At 33.6% G+C, this 20,030-nt stretch carries 21 protein-coding genes; 5 read left to right on the top strand and 16 right to left on the bottom strand.

The features are described from left to right. Nucleotides 1–7: 7 nt before the first annotated feature. The 7 genes from ACE01R_RS15300 to ACE01R_RS15270 all read right to left on the bottom strand — a co-directional run bounded on the left by ACE01R_RS15300 (nucleotide 8) and on the right by ACE01R_RS15270 (nucleotide 6,323). Nucleotides 8–1,354, bottom strand: coding sequence for a DNA-primase RepB domain-containing protein (locus ACE01R_RS15300; RefSeq protein WP_065996190.1), 1,347 nt, complete (start codon nucleotides 1,352–1,354; stop codon nucleotides 8–10). Between the two features lie 301 nt (nucleotides 1,355–1,655). Continuing rightward, entirely contained in the window at nucleotides 1,656–2,432 is a 777-nt protein-coding gene (locus tag ACE01R_RS15295) for a SprT-like domain-containing protein (RefSeq protein WP_395552349.1), read from the bottom strand. Nucleotides 2,433–2,591: 159 nt separating this feature from the next. Next, a complete protein-coding gene (locus ACE01R_RS15290) occupies nucleotides 2,592–3,620 on the bottom strand; it encodes an Mbeg1-like protein (RefSeq protein WP_004282031.1) in 1,029 nt (342 codons plus the stop codon). Beyond that, on the bottom strand, nucleotides 3,617–4,597 hold the full coding sequence (locus tag ACE01R_RS15285; RefSeq protein ID WP_395552348.1) for a hypothetical protein: 981 nt from the start codon (nucleotides 4,595–4,597) through the stop codon (nucleotides 3,617–3,619). The genes ACE01R_RS15290 and ACE01R_RS15285 overlap by 4 nt, the downstream gene beginning before the upstream one ends. 14 nt (nucleotides 4,598–4,611) lie before the next feature. Continuing rightward, nucleotides 4,612–4,884 carry a hypothetical protein gene (locus ACE01R_RS15280; protein WP_004282029.1) on the bottom strand — a complete coding sequence of 91 codons (273 nt, stop codon included), beginning with the start codon at nucleotides 4,882–4,884 and terminating at the stop codon, nucleotides 4,612–4,614. Nucleotides 4,885–4,896: 12 nt separating this feature from the next. Next, complete coding sequence (locus ACE01R_RS15275; protein WP_395552347.1) at nucleotides 4,897–5,376, bottom strand: hypothetical protein; 480 nt, start codon at nucleotides 5,374–5,376, stop codon at nucleotides 4,897–4,899. Between the two features lie 2 nt (nucleotides 5,377–5,378). After that, nucleotides 5,379–6,323 carry a hypothetical protein gene (locus tag ACE01R_RS15270; protein ID WP_395552346.1) on the bottom strand — a complete coding sequence of 315 codons (945 nt, stop codon included), beginning with the start codon at nucleotides 6,321–6,323 and terminating at the stop codon, nucleotides 5,379–5,381. A 183-nt stretch (nucleotides 6,324–6,506) separates the two neighbouring features. On the opposite strand from ACE01R_RS15270, the gene ACE01R_RS15265 reads away from it, so the two are divergent. Both ACE01R_RS15265 and ACE01R_RS15260 read left to right on the top strand, forming a co-directional pair. Next, nucleotides 6,507–7,160, top strand: a complete 654-nt coding sequence (locus tag ACE01R_RS15265; protein WP_004282026.1) for a recombinase family protein — start codon at nucleotides 6,507–6,509, stop codon at nucleotides 7,158–7,160. 27 nt (nucleotides 7,161–7,187) lie between these two features. Beyond that, nucleotides 7,188–7,640, top strand: coding sequence for a hypothetical protein (locus ACE01R_RS15260; RefSeq protein WP_395552344.1), 453 nt, complete (start codon nucleotides 7,188–7,190; stop codon nucleotides 7,638–7,640). Between the two features lie 134 nt (nucleotides 7,641–7,774). Here ACE01R_RS15260 and ACE01R_RS15255 read toward each other — a convergent pair whose 3' ends face one another. From ACE01R_RS15255 to ACE01R_RS15225, 7 genes are read right to left on the bottom strand one after another with little or no spacing between them, the layout of a single operon-like run. Continuing rightward, entirely contained in the window at nucleotides 7,775–11,557 is a 3,783-nt protein-coding gene (locus ACE01R_RS15255; protein WP_395552342.1) for a DUF5710 domain-containing protein, read from the bottom strand. Between the two features lie 2 nt (nucleotides 11,558–11,559). Beyond that, nucleotides 11,560–11,748, bottom strand: coding sequence for a hypothetical protein (locus tag ACE01R_RS15250; protein WP_004282023.1), 189 nt, complete (start codon nucleotides 11,746–11,748; stop codon nucleotides 11,560–11,562). A 13-nt stretch (nucleotides 11,749–11,761) separates the two neighbouring features. Beyond that, nucleotides 11,762–12,430 (bottom strand): lytic transglycosylase domain-containing protein, encoded by a 669-nt coding sequence (locus tag ACE01R_RS15245; RefSeq protein WP_228128556.1) that lies wholly within the window; start codon nucleotides 12,428–12,430, stop codon nucleotides 11,762–11,764. 8 nt (nucleotides 12,431–12,438) lie between these two features. After that, complete coding sequence (lepB, locus tag ACE01R_RS15240; protein ID WP_395552341.1) at nucleotides 12,439–13,026, bottom strand: signal peptidase I; 588 nt, start codon at nucleotides 13,024–13,026, stop codon at nucleotides 12,439–12,441. After that, nucleotides 13,026–15,029, bottom strand: coding sequence for a type IV secretory system conjugative DNA transfer family protein (locus ACE01R_RS15235; RefSeq protein WP_212749250.1), 2,004 nt, complete (start codon nucleotides 15,027–15,029; stop codon nucleotides 13,026–13,028). Before ACE01R_RS15235 ends, lepB begins: the two co-directional genes overlap by 1 nt. A gap of 8 nt (nucleotides 15,030–15,037) precedes the next feature. Next, nucleotides 15,038–16,945 carry a TraI/MobA(P) family conjugative relaxase gene (traI, locus tag ACE01R_RS15230; protein WP_159373015.1) on the bottom strand — a complete coding sequence of 636 codons (1,908 nt, stop codon included), beginning with the start codon at nucleotides 16,943–16,945 and terminating at the stop codon, nucleotides 15,038–15,040. A gap of 9 nt (nucleotides 16,946–16,954) precedes the next feature. Next, entirely contained in the window at nucleotides 16,955–17,341 is a 387-nt protein-coding gene (locus tag ACE01R_RS15225; RefSeq protein WP_159373014.1) for a plasmid mobilization protein, read from the bottom strand. Nucleotides 17,342–17,668: 327 nt separating this feature from the next. On the opposite strand from ACE01R_RS15225, the gene ACE01R_RS15220 reads away from it, so the two are divergent. The 3 genes from ACE01R_RS15220 to ACE01R_RS15210 are packed head-to-tail and all read left to right on the top strand — an operon-like array spanning nucleotide 17,669 to nucleotide 19,267. Continuing rightward, nucleotides 17,669–18,031 carry a hypothetical protein gene (locus tag ACE01R_RS15220; RefSeq protein WP_064534759.1) on the top strand — a complete coding sequence of 121 codons (363 nt, stop codon included), beginning with the start codon at nucleotides 17,669–17,671 and terminating at the stop codon, nucleotides 18,029–18,031. Nucleotides 18,032–18,046: 15 nt separating this feature from the next. Beyond that, nucleotides 18,047–18,772 carry an ArsA-related P-loop ATPase gene (locus ACE01R_RS15215; protein ID WP_159373012.1) on the top strand — a complete coding sequence of 242 codons (726 nt, stop codon included), beginning with the start codon at nucleotides 18,047–18,049 and terminating at the stop codon, nucleotides 18,770–18,772. 9 nt (nucleotides 18,773–18,781) lie between these two features. Further along, entirely contained in the window at nucleotides 18,782–19,267 is a 486-nt protein-coding gene (locus ACE01R_RS15210) for a hypothetical protein (RefSeq protein ID WP_395552326.1), read from the top strand. A 49-nt stretch (nucleotides 19,268–19,316) separates the two neighbouring features. On the opposite strand, the gene ACE01R_RS15205 is transcribed toward ACE01R_RS15210, so the two are convergent. Both ACE01R_RS15205 and ACE01R_RS15200 read right to left on the bottom strand, forming a co-directional pair. After that, nucleotides 19,317–19,742 (bottom strand): hypothetical protein, encoded by a 426-nt coding sequence (locus tag ACE01R_RS15205; RefSeq protein ID WP_001015365.1) that lies wholly within the window; start codon nucleotides 19,740–19,742, stop codon nucleotides 19,317–19,319. A gap of 112 nt (nucleotides 19,743–19,854) precedes the next feature. After that, nucleotides 19,855–20,028: a hypothetical protein gene (locus ACE01R_RS15200; protein WP_000692790.1), complete on the bottom strand. Its 174-nt coding sequence runs from the start codon at nucleotides 20,026–20,028 to the stop codon at nucleotides 19,855–19,857. Nucleotides 20,029–20,030 lie beyond the last annotated feature (2 nt).

Genomic DNA, 20,030 nt, shown 5'->3' with positions numbered 1-20,030 from the left:
CAAGGCATCATACCAATACACCTTTCCTGAAATACCCTTTAATAGTATCAATGGATAGATTTAGTTCTAATGCGATTTCCTTATATTTTAAACCTTGGGCTTTTAATTTAATCGCTTTAGATTTATTGGTCTGAAGACTTTCACGATAGATGACCCGTTCAGCTATCCCTTTTTCTCGTCTTGATTCCAACGTTCTTTCCAACTTCCTTTCTCTTGCCAATTCATTTGGAATAATAGCCCTTAAGCGTGGTAAGACTTCTTCAGGAATAAGATCCTCTAACTCACGATAAATCGTTTCTCGTCTGTAGCGATAACGATGTTCTTTACCTTCAATTTGGGTCTTTTTGGCTCGGTTGATTACACTTGAACAATAAGAAAGAGCTTCTTGATGTGACAAGCTTGGAGTAAATTTTCTTGCACACTCAGCGACTTCATTTTCTAGTGCATCTGAAATAGTAAACCAACTTAAAGCGTTTGCTAGATGGTACAACAATAGGTCACGCATACCAGCTGGTAGACCTGGGCCTTTTTTATTTAAAGCTACTTGGCACTCAATGATGATTAAAAGATCCTGATAAACAAGATACCAACGAGCATAAATACTGCCAGCTGTATTTGCTTTTCTGACAGGTTTTAATCCTTTATTAGCTCGAAGAACATTAATATCTCGGATCTTATCTTTATATTCTTGACGTGAAAAAGGCATAACTTGATCATGCAACCAATCAAAATCAAATACCTTTTTATGTCGTTCTTCAGCTTTAACAGTAAAGTTTTCTACCTTACTATTGGTACTTCCAACAAGCCGCAAAACACGTGTAGCATCCGCACTTTGTTTATCTGCTCCACATACATCAACTAAACGTCTTTGACATGCTTGCCAGCGCGGAAGAGCATTAGGATGAGTTGGATTAATTAACCAATAAAAGTGAACACCACGGCCCGAATAAACAATGCAATTTGGCTCAGGGATCTGCGCTCTTACTAAACGATCTAAACGATCTTCAACCAGTGCTGGAATTGCTAGTAGATTTTCTTCTATAGAAAAATCTAAATCATGTAAATCAATATCAATAAAAAGTGCTTGAAGTGTGTGAAGATTTTTTATTGTTCTCCAACCATAAAATGCGTTTGGAGTTACATAAACATCAGCTTGCTTTACAAAATATGGGATATGGTTTTGAGCTTCGTCAAACGTAAAAGTCTGCCATTTTTTATTTTCGTTTTTTGGAGTCCAGGCAATGATAGTGCCAGGCTTTTTATCGGCTAGGCTTTTATTATGTAAAAAGTTTATATGATCTTCAGGTGACTCAAACAATCCATGTTGATCAAACTTTACCGCTGTATTTCCCATTTATATTTACTCTTATAACTTCAGAGTAGCAATGGAAGGAATTGCAAATCATTTGTATAAAATTCTTTCGTTTTTTATATACAAAGTATGATTATCTATTGCAATTGCCACGGTAAACTGTAATATTGTCTACAGATTACAGCAGCTAGCCCTCCAAGCTAAACTAAGTGATCCAGTGATATAAAAGCCCTGTCGAATTTTACCGCCAAGTAAATGAGTTCGATGGGGCTTTTCATTTTCTTGAAATATTTATACTACAACTAGACTTACAAAAACAGTGTAAAAGCGTAATAACTCCAAATTAAACATCAATTAATTGATATTTTTTTAAACAATCTCCGCAAACTAAGTTTAACTGTGGCTTACCCCAAACATTGCTCTTACATCCAGGACAACTATATTTTTTTTTATTTTTATCCCCGTTGTTGCCTGGTGGTTTCATTTTTATAATTTCCATTTTTGATAAAGCACTAATAATTAACTCTTTTTCTTGTAGCTTATGTTGATCACCTCCATTCAGCTGTATTTGTTGAATTTCCTTCTCTAATTTGGCTCTGATTGGCCCTATTTGCTCAGAAGATAGAATAATTCGGTCATACCAGGTAACTATACAATTTTCCTCTACAAGCTCCTTATAAGCTCGTTCAAGCATACCTCCTGAGATAACATAATCTGACATATTTTGACCTGTCTTTTTACCGCCTGGTTTCCCGTTGTGAGATGGCATTAACCCTATAGATTGCATCTTTGCAGACCACTCTTCGTTATGGTATCCAGCCCGACTAGGCACACCAAATTCAAATTGCCACTGATGCACCATTTCATGAGCAAGTGTTTGATATATATCAATATTTTCCACAACCCCAAACCATTCAGGATTTAACGCTATTTCATGGTATAGGCTATCGTTACCCTTACTACCAAAGCGATTTTTATAAAAGTAGCCAGCTGTTCTTTTATTAGCTCTTAATGTGATTACACAGTTAGATAAACTTCCACCAAATAACTGCTCATTAAACTTTTGAAATGCTCTTTGCAGCTTTAAATAAATTTCTTCAGTTGGACTATTTAAGTTCATAAATAACGATATTTTTTAGGTTTTATTTATTGTATCGTACGAAACAAAGTATATATATGCAAATTCTTAGATTTGAAACAATTTAGATACCTTAGATCATTGTCTGAGTAAAAAAAAGCCAAGATATAGAATATCTTGGCTATAAAAATAAAAGCAAAATTAACGTGATTTTACTTTTGAATTACTTAAATTTATCTGTTCAATACCAGCCTTTTTACTAGCGTCTTTAGGATAAGAAATTTGAACTTTATCGCCCACATTTATAGGGTTTTTTAGATTACTTTTCACATGAAGAGCAAAATATTTCGAGTTTTCCCCAAGTTGTTGAATATACTCTTTTGGCGTTTCAGCAATAATTTCACCTTTATAAGATTTACCAATTTGAGTAGAAACTATATTAGCTTCTTTAGATAAATCTATATTCATCTGAGAAATATTCTTTAAGAGATCCGTCTTTTCTATGCCTAAAGATGAAGCTAAAAGTTCAAAATCATTACTTTTTTTACTGAGTTGAATTAACTCTGAAATTGGAATTTCACTAAAAATTTTTTTATAATGCTCTTCCATTAATTCAAATGAAGTTAGCTTGTGGGCCTGAATAAAGTTTTTTATTTCTGGCAATACAATATCAACTGTTTCACCTAAATGACTTCCAAAACTGGTCACAAGGTCTGTTGTGAAAACCCCATTTCCTTTTGCTCTTAAATTAAGATGATTAAACTCTTTATCCTGGGTGTCATGGGTACTAACTCTAGCTGAGTTAAAAGTAATTGATTCAGCCTTGTAATCTGAAGTTTCACTTAAAGTTTTTAAACAATGCTGTGCTAAACGTCCTCCAAGACTATGCCCTGTTTGAATAACTTTCTTAATATCAAAACCCTGATCAATCAAATCGTCTATAACTGAATCAGTAAATTTTACTGCTGAAATATCAGCCTTTGTTTCCTTCCAATTCATCACAATTTTTAAATCAGTAACTATATCTTTTACCTTCGTAAAATCAGTACCTCGATGGGCTACGATCACCTCACCGCTACTCTCATTGATATAGGCTAATCCTGAATGATTAGATTTTTCATCAAATGTAGTGGAAAAAAGTGCAAAATCTTTAACTCCATTTTCTTTGGCCTGGGCCTGATATTGATAAGTATTTTTTGAAGCATCCAGTAGATTTTTAATGTTTGTCATACGTTTTCAATCACTTTAATCTTATTGTTTTCCGCCCAGGCAATAAATTTTTCACTAAATGCCATAGCTTCCATAAAGCCGTAAGTTTCATAAGTTTCTACTAACTTATTTTGATTTAAATCAAAATATTTCAAAAAACTCTTACTGTCTTTACGAGTAAAAACCTCAGTAACTAAAATATTTTTATATCCAAAAACACTATTTATATATTCAGGAATATTTAAAGAAAATTTAGAATCTTTAAATTCTTTATACTCTTCAATTTTACTTAAAGATTCATTTAATCTTATAAAAACAGTTTTAACCTCATCTTTATTAATCTGAAGAAGTACACTGATTTTACTATTTACAGCGATAAATGCAGACAAGGCTTTCTCGTCCGTTATTTTAATTTTATTTTTTATATTCAATGACATATCAAGAAAATATAGAGTTGTTCCATCTAGATATTTTGAAATAACAATAATGCTTTGATCACTCTCATAGAATCTTGCTTGAATTATATTTCCAGGCACAGAACAAGAATTTATAAGCTTTAAATCATCATCTAATATAAAAACATTTTCTAGATCTTTATGACTTACATTTATATTTAATTTTTCAATTGTGGGTGGATGAATTTTTTTAGAACTAACTAAATACTTATTCCCATTAATTAAATTTAAACAATCTATTGATTCAAATCCTCGTGAATGCTCATGAGTAAATTCTGCTTTAGTAGATCCAGTTTGAAAATCAATTTTACTTATTTGTTTTGAATTATCATCAATGCAGATAAGAAAATTATTTGACCAAATTAAACTATTGATTGGGTTATTCTCCCCTTTCAATTTAATTTCTTTTTCAGTCTTAATAGCATCATTTTCAATTTTACATATTTCAATCACATCACTTGAATAACTACTTACAGCTAAGTATTCATTGTTTTGATTAAACGCCAAAGAAGTGATTGCGTACTTAACTTTCTTATCTAACATGATGTTTACTCCTGTTAAGTTGGGTTCTTACTCACCGTATAAGCAATATATTCAGCTAGAGCTTTTGCTTCTTTACGTTTAGCAAGTTTATGAGCTTTTTTATCTTCGATAATTTCATCTAAAAACTTCAAAAAGCTTTCTGCATTAGATTCATTAAGAGAAGCAAATTCTATAAAGTATTTACCAATTAATTTCGCTTTTTCTTCTGCTTCTTGATCCATTTTTTCTTTCAAACTATTCACTTCAGCAGTTAAGCGTTGCAGTTTTTGTAAATCTGTTTCAGACATATTTTTTCCTTTTTAAATAATAAAAAATGCGACAATTGAGAATACTAGCATACTAATTCCTAACATTATTAGCACTCGCTTTGCTACTTCTTCAAATTTTTCTGAAGAAGTAATTTCTAGCTTTTTACTTGTAAACCATAACAATAGTGCATTAGGTATCAAGATGATTAACAACTTAAAATTGTCTAGTATAGACACTAAAATTAATGCAACTATCACTAGGATACCAGCACAAATTTTTAAGGTTCTAACAATCTGTACTTGTGCAGCACTGAGTTCATAATATTCAATAAGTTTGATTGATAGCGGCTCATTCTTATATGTTGTAATTAACAGCCGTTCACCATTCATTAACCTCTTATAGTCATGAGAATTTTCTTCAACTCCAAATCTATTTAAATAGAAAAGTAGAGTTTCTTCATTATATACATCAGGCTCTATGACTGGCTGGCTTGTGCCTTGAGTCACCTCAATATTATATAGTTTGCTCATAATCACCTCTTCAGCATTGTGCTTTTGTCTTGAGCCTGGTCATGTGTTAATAATTTTAAATTAGATTGTCCCTGGTCATTTCTGTGGACTCTAACACGTTCTTTGAAATCCACTTTAGCAGTAGGTAGATCAGCTTTATTATGCACCATAAAAAAGCTACTTTCTGCTCCAAGTCTTTGCACAACAAAATGATCTGTTACGCCAACAATAAAGCCCTCATGTGTGCCTGGCTGCGGCTTCAATACTTTTAGATCCTTACCAACTTTCATGCCTTCAATGATAGAAAAGACTTTTTTCCTTTCTGCTTCTAGCTGACTTGGTGTTAATGCTTCAATTAGATTAGCTTTTTTTGGCGTTTCTTGTTTGGGTTGTTTGTTTAAAACAGCTGGCCCATTAACTTCTTGCAGTCTATCAATTTTTTGGTCTGTAATTAAACTTGCATTTTGATGATTACCACTTAAAGCAATTAGCCCTTTTTGATTAATCTGTCCTTTTTCCCACGCCTGTTTCAATCTTGATTCAAAAGTTTCTAGATACTGCTTTTCGGTAGTGCTTCTTAACTTATCTATATCCTTCCAACTTGAAATAGCTTGGTTTCTTCCTACGTCTAAGACTTCTAGCTCAATTAAGTTTCCAAAAACTGGCTGGATAGTTTTTAACTTATCTACTATTTGAGAATTTTCCTGGGCTATTCCCTTTAGTGGAGTTATTCGCTCTTCTTTTAGATTATTAACCGCATATTTAAAAAGATTAGCTTCAGTATCTATTATCACATTGAGCTTTACATTTTCCGCACCACTATTTATAGCAAGTCGTAAATCATTTAATAGCTCTTTTTCAGATTTTGAAAAATCTAGAACATACTCATTTTCAGGATTCTTTGAATTTGTTATCTCTAAAATTTGGCCCTTCATTGATCCAGGCTTTAGATGACTTAAACCAGTCATAGATACTCCATTTATTAAAAAAATGATTGAATCGTTGCGATTTGAGAAGTGATTTTGATTTCATTTGATTATAACTTAATGAAACGTGAAATTTAGTGCATTTTTGTTTCATATAAGATAGCAACTTGCTATACGAAAGAAATATCATTAGGATCATTTCATATAGTACAGGTTTTATAGTTTATGAGTGGTAAAAAAATTGGTTACAAGCGTGTTTCAACTGCACAGCAAAAACATGATAGGCAACTTCTTGGAGTTGCATTAGATAAAGAATATTTAGAAATAGCATCAGGTTCTAAAACTGATCGTCCTATACTAAATGAAATGCTTAGTTATATAAGAGAAGGTGACACTGTATATGTTCACTCACTTGATCGCTTAGGTCGTGACGCTTTGCATACAATCAATACTATCGAAGCTATATTAGCCAAAGAAGTAGGATTAGTTTTCGTTAACGAAAATTTGACATTAGATCCCCACACGGATGATCCAATGAAAAAAATGTTACTAGCTGTGTTTTCTTATTTTGCTGAATTTGAGAAAAAACTCTTAGCTGAAAGAAGGGATGAAGGAATAAGTATTGCTAAACGAAATGGACTTTATAAGGGCAAACAACCTAGACATAAACTAGAAAAGCGTTTAGAAATTGCTAAACAATTTGAAGATAGAGATATTAAGAAATTTGATAAGAAAAAGTTTCTTGCAGAAAATAATATTTCTTCAACTTTACTTTGGCGTTATCGTAAAGAATATGAAAAACACCAACAGGAGGAACTACTAAAAATTATGGGAACAACTATGCAATTGACTGAACTAAACAAAGCTAATATTACTTGATAGGCAAAAAATTAAAGTGGTGACTATATGAGTGATTTTGAACTTCCTGAACAGCAACGGGTATCTATTAAAGATACCTCTACTCAATCACGTTCAATTGCACCGAATGAAGTAGGCTTGATTATTGCTATAATTCTTGCCGTGATTTTATGGAACTTCATAGGTAATTGGGAACATCAAGACAGCTCTGCTCGTTACTTACTAGCTTTCTACGACTACACAATAGTAGAGCCACTTAAATTAATTCCTGAATTTTATGAATATTGTCGAACCCTAGAACTCACCCCCTATAACAACCTGAATTGGTTTCTAGCTATCTTAGCTATTTGTTTCTATTTATTTGTTTTAATTCCATTTTTATTAAAGATAATTTTAAAGTTCTTAGAAAAACTAAACCTTTATAACTACCGTTGGAAGCTGTTCTTTTTACCAGCACTTTTATACCTTGCTTTTCATTTTACAACCTGGCTCTTTAGATGATTAATACTTTTGATATTGCTGTTAATGCAATCCAATCAATTAAATTAAAGACTAAAATGCAAGCTGAAGTAAAAGAATATGGAATATAAAAAACTTCATAAATAAAAAAGCCCTCAAATGAGGGCTTTTTTTATTTAACGCTTCATCTTAACTGATTCTCTTTGGTCTTGTTTCCGATCAATTACTTTTTGATCCTCAAGTTTCCTACTGATCTCAGTATGTTGAGTTAGTTTGTTTTCGGCAATCTGTGCTGTTTGTTCTAAAACTTTTGCCTTAGATAATTCAGACTTCATTTGTTCATGAAACTGCTCCCTGCCCTGATTTTGAAATAAATCATTCCAATCAGTGCCAGGATCATTTTTAGCAAAACGTGGAGTTAAAACAAAGCCCTGAATTTCATTAGCGGCCTGAAGAGCATATTCCACACCAGGATTTAGTATTCCATTTTTACCCATTTCACGATTTTTAGCTTCAGAAATATGATCATTATCTGAAGCTAGGTAAATTTTACTCTCCTGGTATTTCTCCCTTAACTCTCTTGCAACATTTAGTAGATTGCCGCTATCGAAGGCTGCAACGACTGGCTGTTTCGTTTGTTCATGCAAAGTTATAGCGGTAGCTACCCCTTCTGCTATTAAAAAAGGTTTCCCATTTTGCAGCTCACCAAAAGCAGCAAAACTTCCACTTTTTTTAGCATCTTTCATATACCCTTTGAAGCCAGTAGCGTTAATAGTTTGGAGCATCATCAGCTTACCCTCGGCATTGTAACCAGGTACTAATAGATCTCCTTTTGTGAGGATCGTTTCCTTAATTCCCTTAGTCGCATTATCTTCACGCCATTGTTTCGCTTCTTGCCATGTTTTAGCTATTTTAACTTCACAGCCAGGCGGTAAATCTTCAGGATCGGGTACAAGTTTAATAACTTGGTTAATTCCAATCCCTTTTTTATCTAAATAAGAGTGCTGTTGTGCAACTTCAGCAACGCTATAAACCATTTGAGCCTGTTGTGCTGTTTTCTCATAAAGCATTTCTAGGCGTTTTTCATTATTAGCGCGATTTTGTGCTGCTTCTGCTCGCATTCTTGCAGTATCAACAACATTAAATGAAACACTATTAGACTTCCATTTTTCCTCTAAGCCTGTTTTAAAGTTGCGAATATAGCCAGCTGGACGACCATCAGAGAATCCCTTGTAAGAGCCACTAAACTGACCTTTTCTATCGCCCTCCACTGGTACACGGTGCATTTTTCCATCCATGATAGGATCTCCTTGCACCATCAAGCCAGCTTGCATTAAAGCTGCCTTAAATTCATCTTCAGGCCGAATACTTTTTGAAGTATCAGGCAAATCAATTTGATGCTGATTATGTGGAAGCCATTTTTCAAAAGGTGCATTTTCAACGCCTGCTGGCACATACCAAGCCTTTGCATCATTATCAAATTTTGCGCCCAATTGTTTAGCTTCATCTTTTTCAACATAAGGCACAGCTAAATATGTTTTTTCAGTTCGCTCTATAACTTCTTCCTGTTGCTCTACATTTTTAATAAGGTCTTTCATTGCTGGTGCAACATTATCTAAATCTATTTGAGCTGGAACAGGTGATTGCTGAATCTCCTCTTTTTCTTCTAACCACTTATCAAAAAGCTTACTATCTAAACCATCAGGTATATACCAAGATTTTTGAACTCGATCCCATCTTGCACCCAATTGTTTAGCTTCGTCTTTTTCCTCTACAGGTACATTAATAAAATTACGCTTACTAACTTGCTCTTTCTGTGACTCTTCAGGTGTAATCACTTTCCATTTTTCAAAAGGTGTCAGATCTGCGCCAGATGGCACATACCATGACTTAGCTTTTCCATCCCATTTTGCACCTAACTGTTTTGCTTCCTCTTTATCACCAAAACCTACGTCAATATAAGTTTTCTCTGTATTTTTACTTTTGGCGTTCATGTTTAACTCCGCATTAACAAGAGTTAGTAAATTTTTTGCTTGAGTTAAGGGGTCGCTAGTAACCTGAATCGCTTCATATTCTTCATTTTTCTGAAGAGTAACAGCCTTACCATTTTCAAAAATCAGAGTGTTAACATCCATATTAATTTGCTCTTGATCCGCATAATTAATAATGAATTTTGGCTGTAATTCTCGCTCTTCTTCACCTATATGGGTTGGCAGAATATTATCTGATATACGTGCAAAGAAGCCATTTTCCTGAGCAACTTTACTCAGGTTAAGCCATGTGGTTTGTGGTGAATCCCCTAATCCATTTTCTTTATAAGATCTAAGGCGTGAAATAACCTCTTCAGAATGAGATTGGCTGTTAACAGATAGATCATCATAGGCAAAACTAGCATCAGTAATATCGCCTAAATGTTTACTTACAGATCCAGTATTAGAACTAGGAGAATCAACACCGTTATAGGCAATTGATAAGAATCCTTTCTCATTAATAACACTTGAATAGTGATGCAAATTATTAGCTTCACCTACATAGGAAACTTTTAAGCTTTCTTGATTGCCATTTTTTTTAAGCTCAACTAAAGATGAAATTCCATTATCTTTAAATTGCTTTTCAAGTTCAGCTTGAAGATTTTTAAAGTTTTCAGAAAAATCACTTGTTTGAAGTTTTAACTCTTCCTCTTGAACTCTCTTAATAAAATTTTTAGCTTCACTTGATATGGTAACAGCATCACGGAATGGGTTTATAGCACTCGTAACAGCTAATACAGCTTCAGGTCTACCCAACATAACCATAGGGGAATCAATGTTGCTTATAAGCCCTATAGAGCCATCTTTATGAATATGAACATACGGATCTATAGCTTCACTGTTTTTCAGAAAGTGCGCTCTTAATTCTTCACCGCTTGGTTTTAACGCCAAAGTAAAACCAGCTTTTTTACCCATCTTATTTAGGGTTTTAACTGATTGGTCTAAATCTGTATTTTGTTGACGTAATAAAAATACTTGTTTGATCTCTTCAATATCTTGATCACTGGTTTGAGTGTTTTCTATTTTCTGCTCTTGGGATAAATCTAAAAGATATGAGCTAATTAAATCTGCATCTCTAGCTGCTCGAAATATTTCCTTTGGATCATCCTCTAACACCTTCACCCAACTCTTCAGATAAGCAATATGCTGACCTGGATCATGTCCAATTTGCAGCTCTTGACCAATAAATAGAGAAGCCATTTCAGCTCTCAGCTCTTCCTTTGCATAATTCACACTACCAAAGCCACCACTTAAATCACGATTTAATCTTGAGGGATGACCTGTGGCATGACCAAGCTCGTGTAAAGCTGTTGCATAATAATTATCGGCTGTTGGAAACTGTTCTTTAATTGGTAATGTGATCTCATCTGTACTGGGTCTGTAATATGCAGAGTCACCAGGTTTATGCCTAATTCTTACGCCTGACGCTTCCAGGATCTCTTCTGCTCGTTTATGCCGCTGCCATTCTTCTAAAGGCTTAATAACTTGCTCTTTTGGTGGTAAGCCTTCGACCTGTTCTGCATTAAAAACATTAGCAAAGAACACACGCGGCTTATCTAACTTCATTTGAACAGTTACTTGCTTACCATCTTTATCTAATACTGGCTTACCATCCTCATCTTTTAGAGCGACTTCTTCACTAAATTTCCAATAATGGACTGAAGTTGACTTTTCCCCCTTTCTAACTTGTGCGCCTAGTTTTTCTGCTCCTTTATAGGTAATCCAACGGTTATCAGTAAAGCCTTTTGCTTCTGCTACTGACATTAGATTAACTAAGTTCATACCTCTATAAGGGTTGCCAGTATTTAAGTTTATTGGAAGTACATCAATGCTTTTCCCTGCTTCCCAGGGCTTTTGCCACGGGGCAGTATTCGATTTAATTTGCTCTATTAGACGATCTGCAATGTCTTGAACATATTCCTTTTTCATTATTAATCTCCCTCATCGAACATGATTTTTAGTTCATCTTCAGGCGTGTAAGATGCACCGAATGAATCAGCTGTTTCAGGATCTACCTCGACCATTACACCAGGCACACCTAATAAAGATAAATCATCGGTTATTACTTCAATTTTTATATCATCAAGATCTTGGATCTCTTCTTGGGGTTTATTTTCCATATTGATCTCCTAGTTAATAATTACGGACAAAAATTGTTGTGCCGTTATTGAGTGAGTTATAAAGCTGTTGCTCTGAGTCATTCATCTTTGGTTTTTGAAAATTTGAGTTAGCGTTATAGTTCACGGGTTTATAACTTACTGGCTGGTAACTTGCCGCCTGATAACTATAACCTGAAGATTCCCCTTCACTTAAAGCTAAATAGCGATTTGAAACGAAACGTACATAGTTTTGAGTTTCTTTATAGGGAGGAATACCGTTGTATTTCATAACGGCCCCATGACCAGCATTATAGCCAGCTAGCACTTTAGTAAGATCACCGTTAAAAATTCTGCTCAAATATGCCAGGTACTTTGTACCAGCAATAATATTCTGCTCAGGATCATAAAGGTTACTTGGATTCACACCCATAAACTTTGCTGTACCAGGAAGGACTTGCATTAAACCTTGAGCGTTTTTATGTGATCGAGCTGTAGGCTTAAAAGCACTTTCTCTTGTGATTACTGCTATGGTTAGATTAGGATCAATTCCGTTTGCTAAAGAATGCTTTTGAATCAATTCCTCATACGGAACAGCATAGACATTAATAGAAAAAACACTAAGAGCTGTTGCTCCAATGGATGCAGTTAATAAGCGTAATGCACCCTTTTTAACAGCCATACGGCTTGTAAAAGATTTAGACATAGATCCACCTATAGACATTTATATTGCTGGCTATTCCAACAAAATTTTTTAGATTTATTTACAAATAGAGGTACAAGCGAATATTTTAAATTTTCGGCTTTAACTGCACCAAAATAACGGCTATCGAAGCTGCCCTTATTATAAGTTGAAATCATCCAATATTCACCTTCAGTAACATTATAAATTCCTGGCTTAACAGATTCTATTGATTTGCCATAACCATCTTTTTCTAATCTCTCAACCACAAACTTTTCGTTAACGAAAATTTTGTTATCTTTAATTTCAACCTTATCACCAGGTACGGCAACGATTGGTTTCATCATCATTTGAATATTTTCATCACAAATACGCATTAAGCCATTCTTGCTAGCCTGAAGGCGATAATCACTTTTTAATTGATCCGATAGAGTGGGGCAAAAGCCCACAACTCCACCACGTTCAAGACTTAATGATGTTCTTTTCCATAAACCTAATGGCAAACTATCTGTTAGATTGAATATTAATATACGACTCATAAATAGAGTCATAACCAACGTAAGAAAGATAACAGTAGCAACAACTATCTTTTTTTGGAGTTTATTAGCGGTTAGTTTCATTAAAATTCTAGTCCTGCTTCAGATCCCTTATTTCTTGTCAATTTACTACCTAAAGAAAAATCCTTAACTTGAGATTGATCACTACGATTTTCAGACTTAATCAATAAACGCTTTCTAACAACTTGAGATTCATTAAGTGCTTTTACTTTTGAACGATCTACAAAAACCTCGTCTAAAAAGAATAATGATTGTTCACCGTAAACAGGATTGTTACCTGCAACAAATACAAGCATATCTCCTGACTCGACAATTTTTTTACCATCTGTACTTTTCTTAGGAGCTTTCAAGCGTAATACTTCATCAGGCGTTAGTAAGGGTCTAGCGAACGCATGAATAGACTTATTAACATGACCAGTTACTGCGCCAAAACGTGCGCCACTTGTAGAAATTTGCTCTTCATGTCCTGTTTTAGTTCCCGACAGTTTAGAAATCCAATCAGCTGTTTCAATCTTGTTTGGAGCGTAAACGACACGGACATGGCAGTTTGCAGAAATGGTTTCTTCCCGACCATACGCATCACTAGCTCGTAATTGTTCAATATCCTGTGCAATTAAGTAAGCCTTAATCCCATAACCAGCAATATAAGGTAATGTATCTTCAAAAACCTTCAAACGTCCAAAACCTGGAAACTCATCTAGCATCATTAACAAACGATGTTTATGAGCCGCTTTAGCAGAACCGCTTTCGTCTAGTTCCATTCCATCTTTTACAAGTACGCGCAAGATCAAAGTAAGCATCAATCTAATTAGCGGCTTTAAACGGTCTTTATCGCCTGGTCTTACCACAAGGTAAAGGGAAACTGGATTTTCATGATCCATCAAATCGCCCACTGTGAAATCCGTTTCTGAAGTATTTGCTTCTACAATTGGATCTCGATAAAGGGTTAAGAATGATCGAGCTGTAGAAATTGTTGATCCACGTTCATCTTCAGGCGTATTTTGCATATCTTTAGCAACTGCGGCCATAACTGGATGCGTACATGGTTGATCATTCCTATCTCTCCCATAGGTTTGATAAAGCATGGCATTCCATAAATCATCAAGCGGTTGATCAGGATTAGATAAGGTATGTGCAACATCACCCAGGCTAGCTATACGGTACTTCTCTTTCTTATCTTCGATCTGTAAAGTCTTTTCTTTAACGTGATGTAAAGTATATAAAACTACGGCTGTTAATAATGAATGAGAAGTTTTAGACCAGTGATCCTCTAACCCCTTACCTTCAGGATCAACTAGAATCGTTACCATATTTTGAGTATCACTAATTTCATATTTTGTGCCTAAGCGGATCTCACCTAAAGGATTGAAAGATGCACTCCCTTCTGTAGCTGCTGGGTCAAACTTAATACAGATATTATTTGCATACTTACTGCGCCAGCCTGAAGTCATTAACCATAATTCCCCTTTCATATCACTAATGATTGCGGAATGCTTCCATGATAATAAAGTAGGAACTACTAACCCAACGCCCTTACCACTTCGAGTAGGTGCAATTCCAATAACGTGTTCAGGCCCATCATGTTTTAGATACTGTAATTGTCCTTTTTTATTTCTGAATCCACCAACTATTACACCCTCGCCCTTTTTGCCTTTTGGTGGTGCAAGCCCCATTTGCTGCAATTCAGACTCTTCAGCCCATTTTGCTGAACCATGAATATTTTCATTTTTACGTCTTGAGTTCGTAATAAAGCCGCACGTTATAACAACAACTAAAAATGCCAGCCCTTCCAACATTAAAACTTTAAGTACCACTTTATCTAATAAAGGTCTTAGGCCCTGGCCTGTTGGTACTTGATACTGCAAATACCATTGTAAAAACTTAAAGGGATTATAAATCCGACCAAATAGCGGCTCTCCCAATTGCTTATGATAGCCAAATATCCTCGCCATTTCTTGAGTAGCCCAAGAAGATAACGCTATTAGCATTATGATTAAAATAGAGAAGCCAATAGTAAATACAGCCCATCTTGGCATTCGTTTATTGACTGAATCATAATCTTTCATTGTGATAACTACCTCTTCTTACTTTTAATACTTTGCGTATCTTCTTTAAGGCTAATATTTTCAGGTCTGCGGTTAATCAAACGGCTATTTAGCTCTTTATCACGTAATGAAATATTTAACCCATTATCATTGATAACCTTAACAACCATTTTCTTGAACTCATCAGATCCATTAATGTTTAAAGGACGATCATTAAACTTTTCTTTGGCAACCATTAAGGCTAAAAGAACACTTTTCTCATCGAGTTTTTCAATTTTTAAATCTTTGGAACGATCTAATACAGCTGGCTTATTAGACAAATTATAAGCAATAGTTCCATTCAATCGTACTTTAGAATCAAAATTATTCAGAATTGATTTTTGACTAGAAAAATCATTTTCCATTTTTGAAACCAAATTTTTATTTTGGTTTCTTAAAGTTTTTAGAGCTGCTTCTGAATACTGATTATTAGCTAAAACACTAGCTTTCAGAAATTCATTCCAGGAAGGCTTATTCGGTAAATTTGCACGTTCTTTAGCTTGTCTAGAATAAAATTTATCACGCATAGACTTAGCTTTTAAAGAAAGTGTTTGATACCTTAATTTTCTATCTTGAAAAGATCCTCCTTTCAATTTAATTAATTTCTTTTCAGATTCTAACCAGTTTTTTAAAGTAGTCTTGAAACGTGCCTGTTCATTTTTTTGTTGAATAGACAATTTTTTTCTTGAAGAGTGAAAGTGATTAACTTCCTTTTTGTACTCTTCATATAAAACACTAGACTTAATAAACCGATTTTTATCATACCCTTTTACTGATCCATCATTTGATAAGCCTTTTCCACTCCATCGCACTCTTTTAGAATCATCTCTGGCTCTTCGCTCGTGTACGTTTTCAATCTCATTAGTTGACAGAAACAAGTTAGGCTCTTTGGTGTCACCATCCATAATGATGCTGGACAATTCTCGCACATCGTGGAGGGACTCGGTCTTGAAGAAACTGGAAGATTCGCTATCGTAGGACTGATATAACCGCTTGAGCTGCTCGATAAAGACATTGCTTCCTGTTCCTGCTGCATTACCTGAAGCATTTCCTCCTGGCTTATTTCCTCTTCCTCTACTATCTCCGTTACTGTTATTTGGTTCTCTTCGTTCATATATTTTCTCTCCACCCTCAAATACACCTAAAGAAGATTCAAGTTTTTTAAGGGATAGTTCTCTAGCAATAGATGATGCTTTAACAGAAATCTTTAAATTTTTATCTTCAAAAATTAGTCCAGCACCGCGTTTTTTTAACATTACACCTAAAGCATTAACTTTATTGTGTAACTGATCCCAATCTTTAGAATTGGAAAATTTAGAAATATTTTCTTTTAAAAAATGAGTCAAACTTTCCTCATTTCTAAATATTTCACTTTCGGTTAACTTTATTTTCTGTGTAGTCTTATGATTGGTTTTCAACAAATCATGCTTTATCTCCATTTCTTCACACACTTTCATTAAGTCTTTTTGATCATAATAAGGCTCAATATTATTGTGTGTAATAGGATTTATTTTATTAATCAATACATGAAAATGAAAATGATCGGTATCATTATGAACAATAGAAATTCTTTGATGCTCTCCTAATCCAATTTTTTCAACTAAATTATTTTCAATATCTACTAATACGGACTCAGTAGGTTTCTCGCCAACAGGAAAAGAAACAATTAAATGATAGTTTCTATCAGACTTAGATCTAGTATTTAAAGCCTGGGTTTCTTCCATTTCTAAAAAAGCATCATATAGATTTTCAGAATTTAAGTTAGTCAGTCTTATATTTTCTGCTTTCTGCCCTGGAATAGATTTCTCAAATTCATTTGAATTTTTTTGATCAGCAATATACATACAAGTCCTTTTAAGACTTCTATTCGCACTTTTTTTTGCACGTTTTGCAATCATAGTAAAAACCTAAAATTTAATTTTTGATCTAACTTTTGAAATTAAAATATCTAATGAATTTTGATTTCTTGAAAAATCTAAAAGCAATCCATTTACAGTAGATCTAAATTCTTTTGGATCAACTTTTTGGCCCGATAGCAAAAGTTTAAGTAAACCACCAACTTTATTCATATCAGATTTAAGACTTCTGACCTCCTGGATTACCATAATATCAACCAAACTTTTAGGCTTATAACCTAATCCAAGATCCCTTAAATATTGAGAAGTAGAAATTTTTGCTAACTCAGCATTTTTTTCAATTTGTGCCTTCTCTTCTTTAGTAACTACAACCTGTATTACACTTTGGCGTTTTCTCTTCGGTTTTTTCACCGATTCACCAGGATTAATATTTTCCATTTTTTTAGGTTTAACTCCAAAAAGAAAAACTTGGCTATGCCAATTACTCCGTAGGACAAGATGACCCGTTGAGCTGAATAGCGAATAAGTGGGGGTAATTTAGATAACTAAGGCTTGCCGTGTTATATAACATTACACATCTTGCCTTCAATACCCTTTATATATATTGCATATAATTGCATATAATTGCAGTTCAATTCATAAAATATTGTAAAAAACCGCCATTTTTAGGCTTAATTGCATATAATTGCACTTAATAGCTCTTGATTGCACTTAATAGCTCTTAATTGCGCTTAATTGCACTATTCTAAAAAATAAGGAATTAATATGGTTGGACGTTCTCAAGCCCGAAAATTCATCATTGAATCATCGGATCAGATCAAAGAGTTGAATGAAAAGGGATATACCCTTAAAGAGATTCATAAATTAATATCGAATTTAAATGAGAATATTCACTATGTTACTTTCGTTAGGAATATTCAAAAACTTGAAATAATTGCTGTTAACTCCAAAAACGAAAAAGCAGAAAAACCAAATAGTACGACAAAAGAAAATTTCGTTAACGAAAAAACTCAAGCAGAAAATAGTGATAAACTATCTTCTAATGCTGAAAAAAATCTCGAAAAACTGACAAAGCGTAAACCAGGCTTTAGTTATGATCACAGTACCAAAGGTAAAGATTTTATTTAATTGAAGGATATTCAAATGGAAAAACGTACAATTAATATTATTGCTCAGGGTAAAGGTGGAGTAGGTAAAACTTTCGTTTCTACTCAAATCGCGCAATTTTATCTAGATAGTGAAAAGGAAAGTCTTAATATTGACACTGATCCAGTTAACTCTACATTTGCATCATTTGAAAAATTAAATGTAAAACACATTGATTTACTTTTGGATAACAACATTAATCCACGTAAATTTGATGAAATGATGGAGCTTATTTTTGAATCTGAAAAAGATGTTGTAATAGATAACGGTGCTTCTTCTTTTATTCCTCTTTTAGCATATTTTATAGAAAATAATGTTTTTGAAATTTTCAAAGATATGGGTGCAGAAATTAACTTTCATACTATCATTATGGGTGGGCAATCCTTACAAGATACATTGAATGGCCTACATCAAATCTCTGAAAGAATCCCTGATTATGTTAATTTAATTGTTTGGTTGAATGAGTATAATGGTCAAATTGAAATGGATGGAAAGGGTTTTGAATCTTTCAAACTATATAAACAACTTCAAGACCGCATCCAACAATTAATTTTTGTTGAACAAAGAACTCGTGAAACTTTTGGTGAAGATGTTAAAAAAATGCTGGAAGCTAAAAAAACCTACAATGAAATTTTATCAGGAAAAGAGTTTGGTTTAATGCAACGCCAAAGAATTAAAACTGTGCAAAAATCTATTTATGATCAACTTAGACAATTCATCTAAAGGTGAAATATGATAGTAACTGGACAGCCTAAAAGCGAAGATTTAGTAGAGTTGCAAAACTATATCGTTTCAACTTTAGCAAAAGATTATAATATTCTTGTTTCAAAAGATGATCCAATTCTAGTTGCAGTAATCATTAATAAATTATGTTTAGATTATGCTTCAAAGAATGCTGTTAATGCTTTTAATGAAAGTGTAGGGCAAATTGAACAAGTACACGTACAATCTATTAATGCTGCTAAAAAGATCTCTGAAGAGCTTATAACTCATGCTGGTAGATACATTGAATCTGAAGTAAAAGAAATCTTCCAGGCTCAGACTGAGAAACTCCAAAAAGAAGTAGCAGCTTTAGATCTTCAAGTTAAAAACTCAATATCCCCAATTTTGAAAAATGGAAAAATTAGTCATGAAAAGCAAGTTACATACTTAACTTATGTTTGTATTTTCTTAGCTTGTTTAACTGTTATGAATATTGGAATATTTCTACTTAAATGAAAAAAAGGGATCAATTTTGATCCCTTTTTTTTATATTCTGTTTTTTAATTCACATATATTTATTAGTTTTTTTATGAATTTTTGCTAACTTATTCCAATCTTCTTTAGTGAAAGAATTAGAATATATATCAGTTCCAATATAGCTTAGTTCTGCTGGCACTATGATACCTTTATCATCTAACAAATTACTTAGTGCATCCCTAAAGTCATAACCAGCTGGTGATAATAAGCTCTCCTGGTATGCTACCTGGATCTTCTTAGCATCACTTTTTGAGATATTTCGGCCTAGATCGTAAAAAGCATATTGGCTATACATTGCACCTAGAAAAATAGCTACTGATACCAATAGCCAGCCTTGAGGATTAACCTTGTTGTTCATAACTTTTTTCAAAACAAGGTAAACTGAAATAGCAAACAAAATACATGCTATTAAAAGCCATAAATATGGATTAACGCCAAAATAAAAGTGATTCATTTTCACTCCTTAACAATCATGGATTAGATTTCTAAAGCAGCTAATATTCTTTATATATGTCATTACTTATATCAAAGAATTTCTTGAAAATATTTAGCTGAATATAACTTTTTTATGAAGTTCTAGCTTTACCAGGCTTTGACTTAGTTAAAGTATTTTCCGAATTAGCTTTATCATTCTCTCTTTCTTTGGCAATTGCTTTTTTATCCTGGATGGAAGCAATAATAATAATCGGGAGTAAAACTGGAAATGCAAAAATTCCAATAATTAAATCTTTAATTTTCATAT

Origin of the sequence: Acinetobacter sp. BSP-28, from assembly GCF_044130285.1 — a bacterium.
In the GTDB taxonomy this organism is placed as follows: domain Bacteria; phylum Pseudomonadota; class Gammaproteobacteria; order Pseudomonadales; family Moraxellaceae; genus Acinetobacter.
Note: the sequence above shows the minus strand (reverse complement) of the source record. Positions and strands in the feature narration are given on the sequence as shown.

Excerpts from the sequence above, each read along its gene's own strand:
- lepB (WP_395552341.1), bottom strand. The coding sequence starts at position 13,026 with ATGAAACTAACCGCTAATAAACTCCAAAAAAAGATAGTTGTTGCTACT.
- ACE01R_RS15205 (WP_001015365.1), bottom strand. The coding sequence starts at position 19,742 with ATGAATCACTTTTATTTTGGCGTTAATCCATATTTATGGCTTTTAATA.
- ACE01R_RS15290 (WP_004282031.1), bottom strand. The coding sequence starts at position 3,620 with ATGACAAACATTAAAAATCTACTGGATGCTTCAAAAAATACTTATCAA.
- traI (WP_159373015.1), bottom strand. The coding sequence starts at position 16,945 with ATGATTGCAAAACGTGCAAAAAAAAGTGCGAATAGAAGTCTTAAAAGG.
- ACE01R_RS15300 (WP_065996190.1), bottom strand. The coding sequence starts at position 1,354 with ATGGGAAATACAGCGGTAAAGTTTGATCAACATGGATTGTTTGAGTCA.
- ACE01R_RS15285 (WP_395552348.1), bottom strand. The coding sequence starts at position 4,597 with ATGTTAGATAAGAAAGTTAAGTACGCAATCACTTCTTTGGCGTTTAAT.
- ACE01R_RS15280 (WP_004282029.1), bottom strand. The coding sequence starts at position 4,884 with ATGTCTGAAACAGATTTACAAAAACTGCAACGCTTAACTGCTGAAGTG.
- ACE01R_RS15250 (WP_004282023.1), bottom strand. The coding sequence starts at position 11,748 with ATGGAAAATAAACCCCAAGAAGAGATCCAAGATCTTGATGATATAAAA.
- ACE01R_RS15255 (WP_395552342.1), bottom strand. The coding sequence starts at position 11,557 with ATGAAAAAGGAATATGTTCAAGACATTGCAGATCGTCTAATAGAGCAA.
- ACE01R_RS15215 (WP_159373012.1), top strand. The coding sequence starts at position 18,047 with ATGGAAAAACGTACAATTAATATTATTGCTCAGGGTAAAGGTGGAGTA.
- ACE01R_RS15260 (WP_395552344.1), top strand. The coding sequence starts at position 7,188 with ATGAGTGATTTTGAACTTCCTGAACAGCAACGGGTATCTATTAAAGAT.
- ACE01R_RS15245 (WP_228128556.1), bottom strand. The coding sequence starts at position 12,430 with ATGTCTAAATCTTTTACAAGCCGTATGGCTGTTAAAAAGGGTGCATTA.
- ACE01R_RS15275 (WP_395552347.1), bottom strand. The coding sequence starts at position 5,376 with ATGAGCAAACTATATAATATTGAGGTGACTCAAGGCACAAGCCAGCCA.
- ACE01R_RS15265 (WP_004282026.1), top strand. The coding sequence starts at position 6,507 with ATGAGTGGTAAAAAAATTGGTTACAAGCGTGTTTCAACTGCACAGCAA.
- ACE01R_RS15200 (WP_000692790.1), bottom strand. The coding sequence starts at position 20,028 with ATGAAAATTAAAGATTTAATTATTGGAATTTTTGCATTTCCAGTTTTA.
- ACE01R_RS15270 (WP_395552346.1), bottom strand. The coding sequence starts at position 6,323 with ATGACTGGTTTAAGTCATCTAAAGCCTGGATCAATGAAGGGCCAAATT.
- ACE01R_RS15225 (WP_159373014.1), bottom strand. The coding sequence starts at position 17,341 with ATGGAAAATATTAATCCTGGTGAATCGGTGAAAAAACCGAAGAGAAAA.
- ACE01R_RS15210 (WP_395552326.1), top strand. The coding sequence starts at position 18,782 with ATGATAGTAACTGGACAGCCTAAAAGCGAAGATTTAGTAGAGTTGCAA.
- ACE01R_RS15235 (WP_212749250.1), bottom strand. The coding sequence starts at position 15,029 with ATGAAAGATTATGATTCAGTCAATAAACGAATGCCAAGATGGGCTGTA.
- ACE01R_RS15220 (WP_064534759.1), top strand. The coding sequence starts at position 17,669 with ATGGTTGGACGTTCTCAAGCCCGAAAATTCATCATTGAATCATCGGAT.
- ACE01R_RS15295 (WP_395552349.1), bottom strand. The coding sequence starts at position 2,432 with ATGAACTTAAATAGTCCAACTGAAGAAATTTATTTAAAGCTGCAAAGA.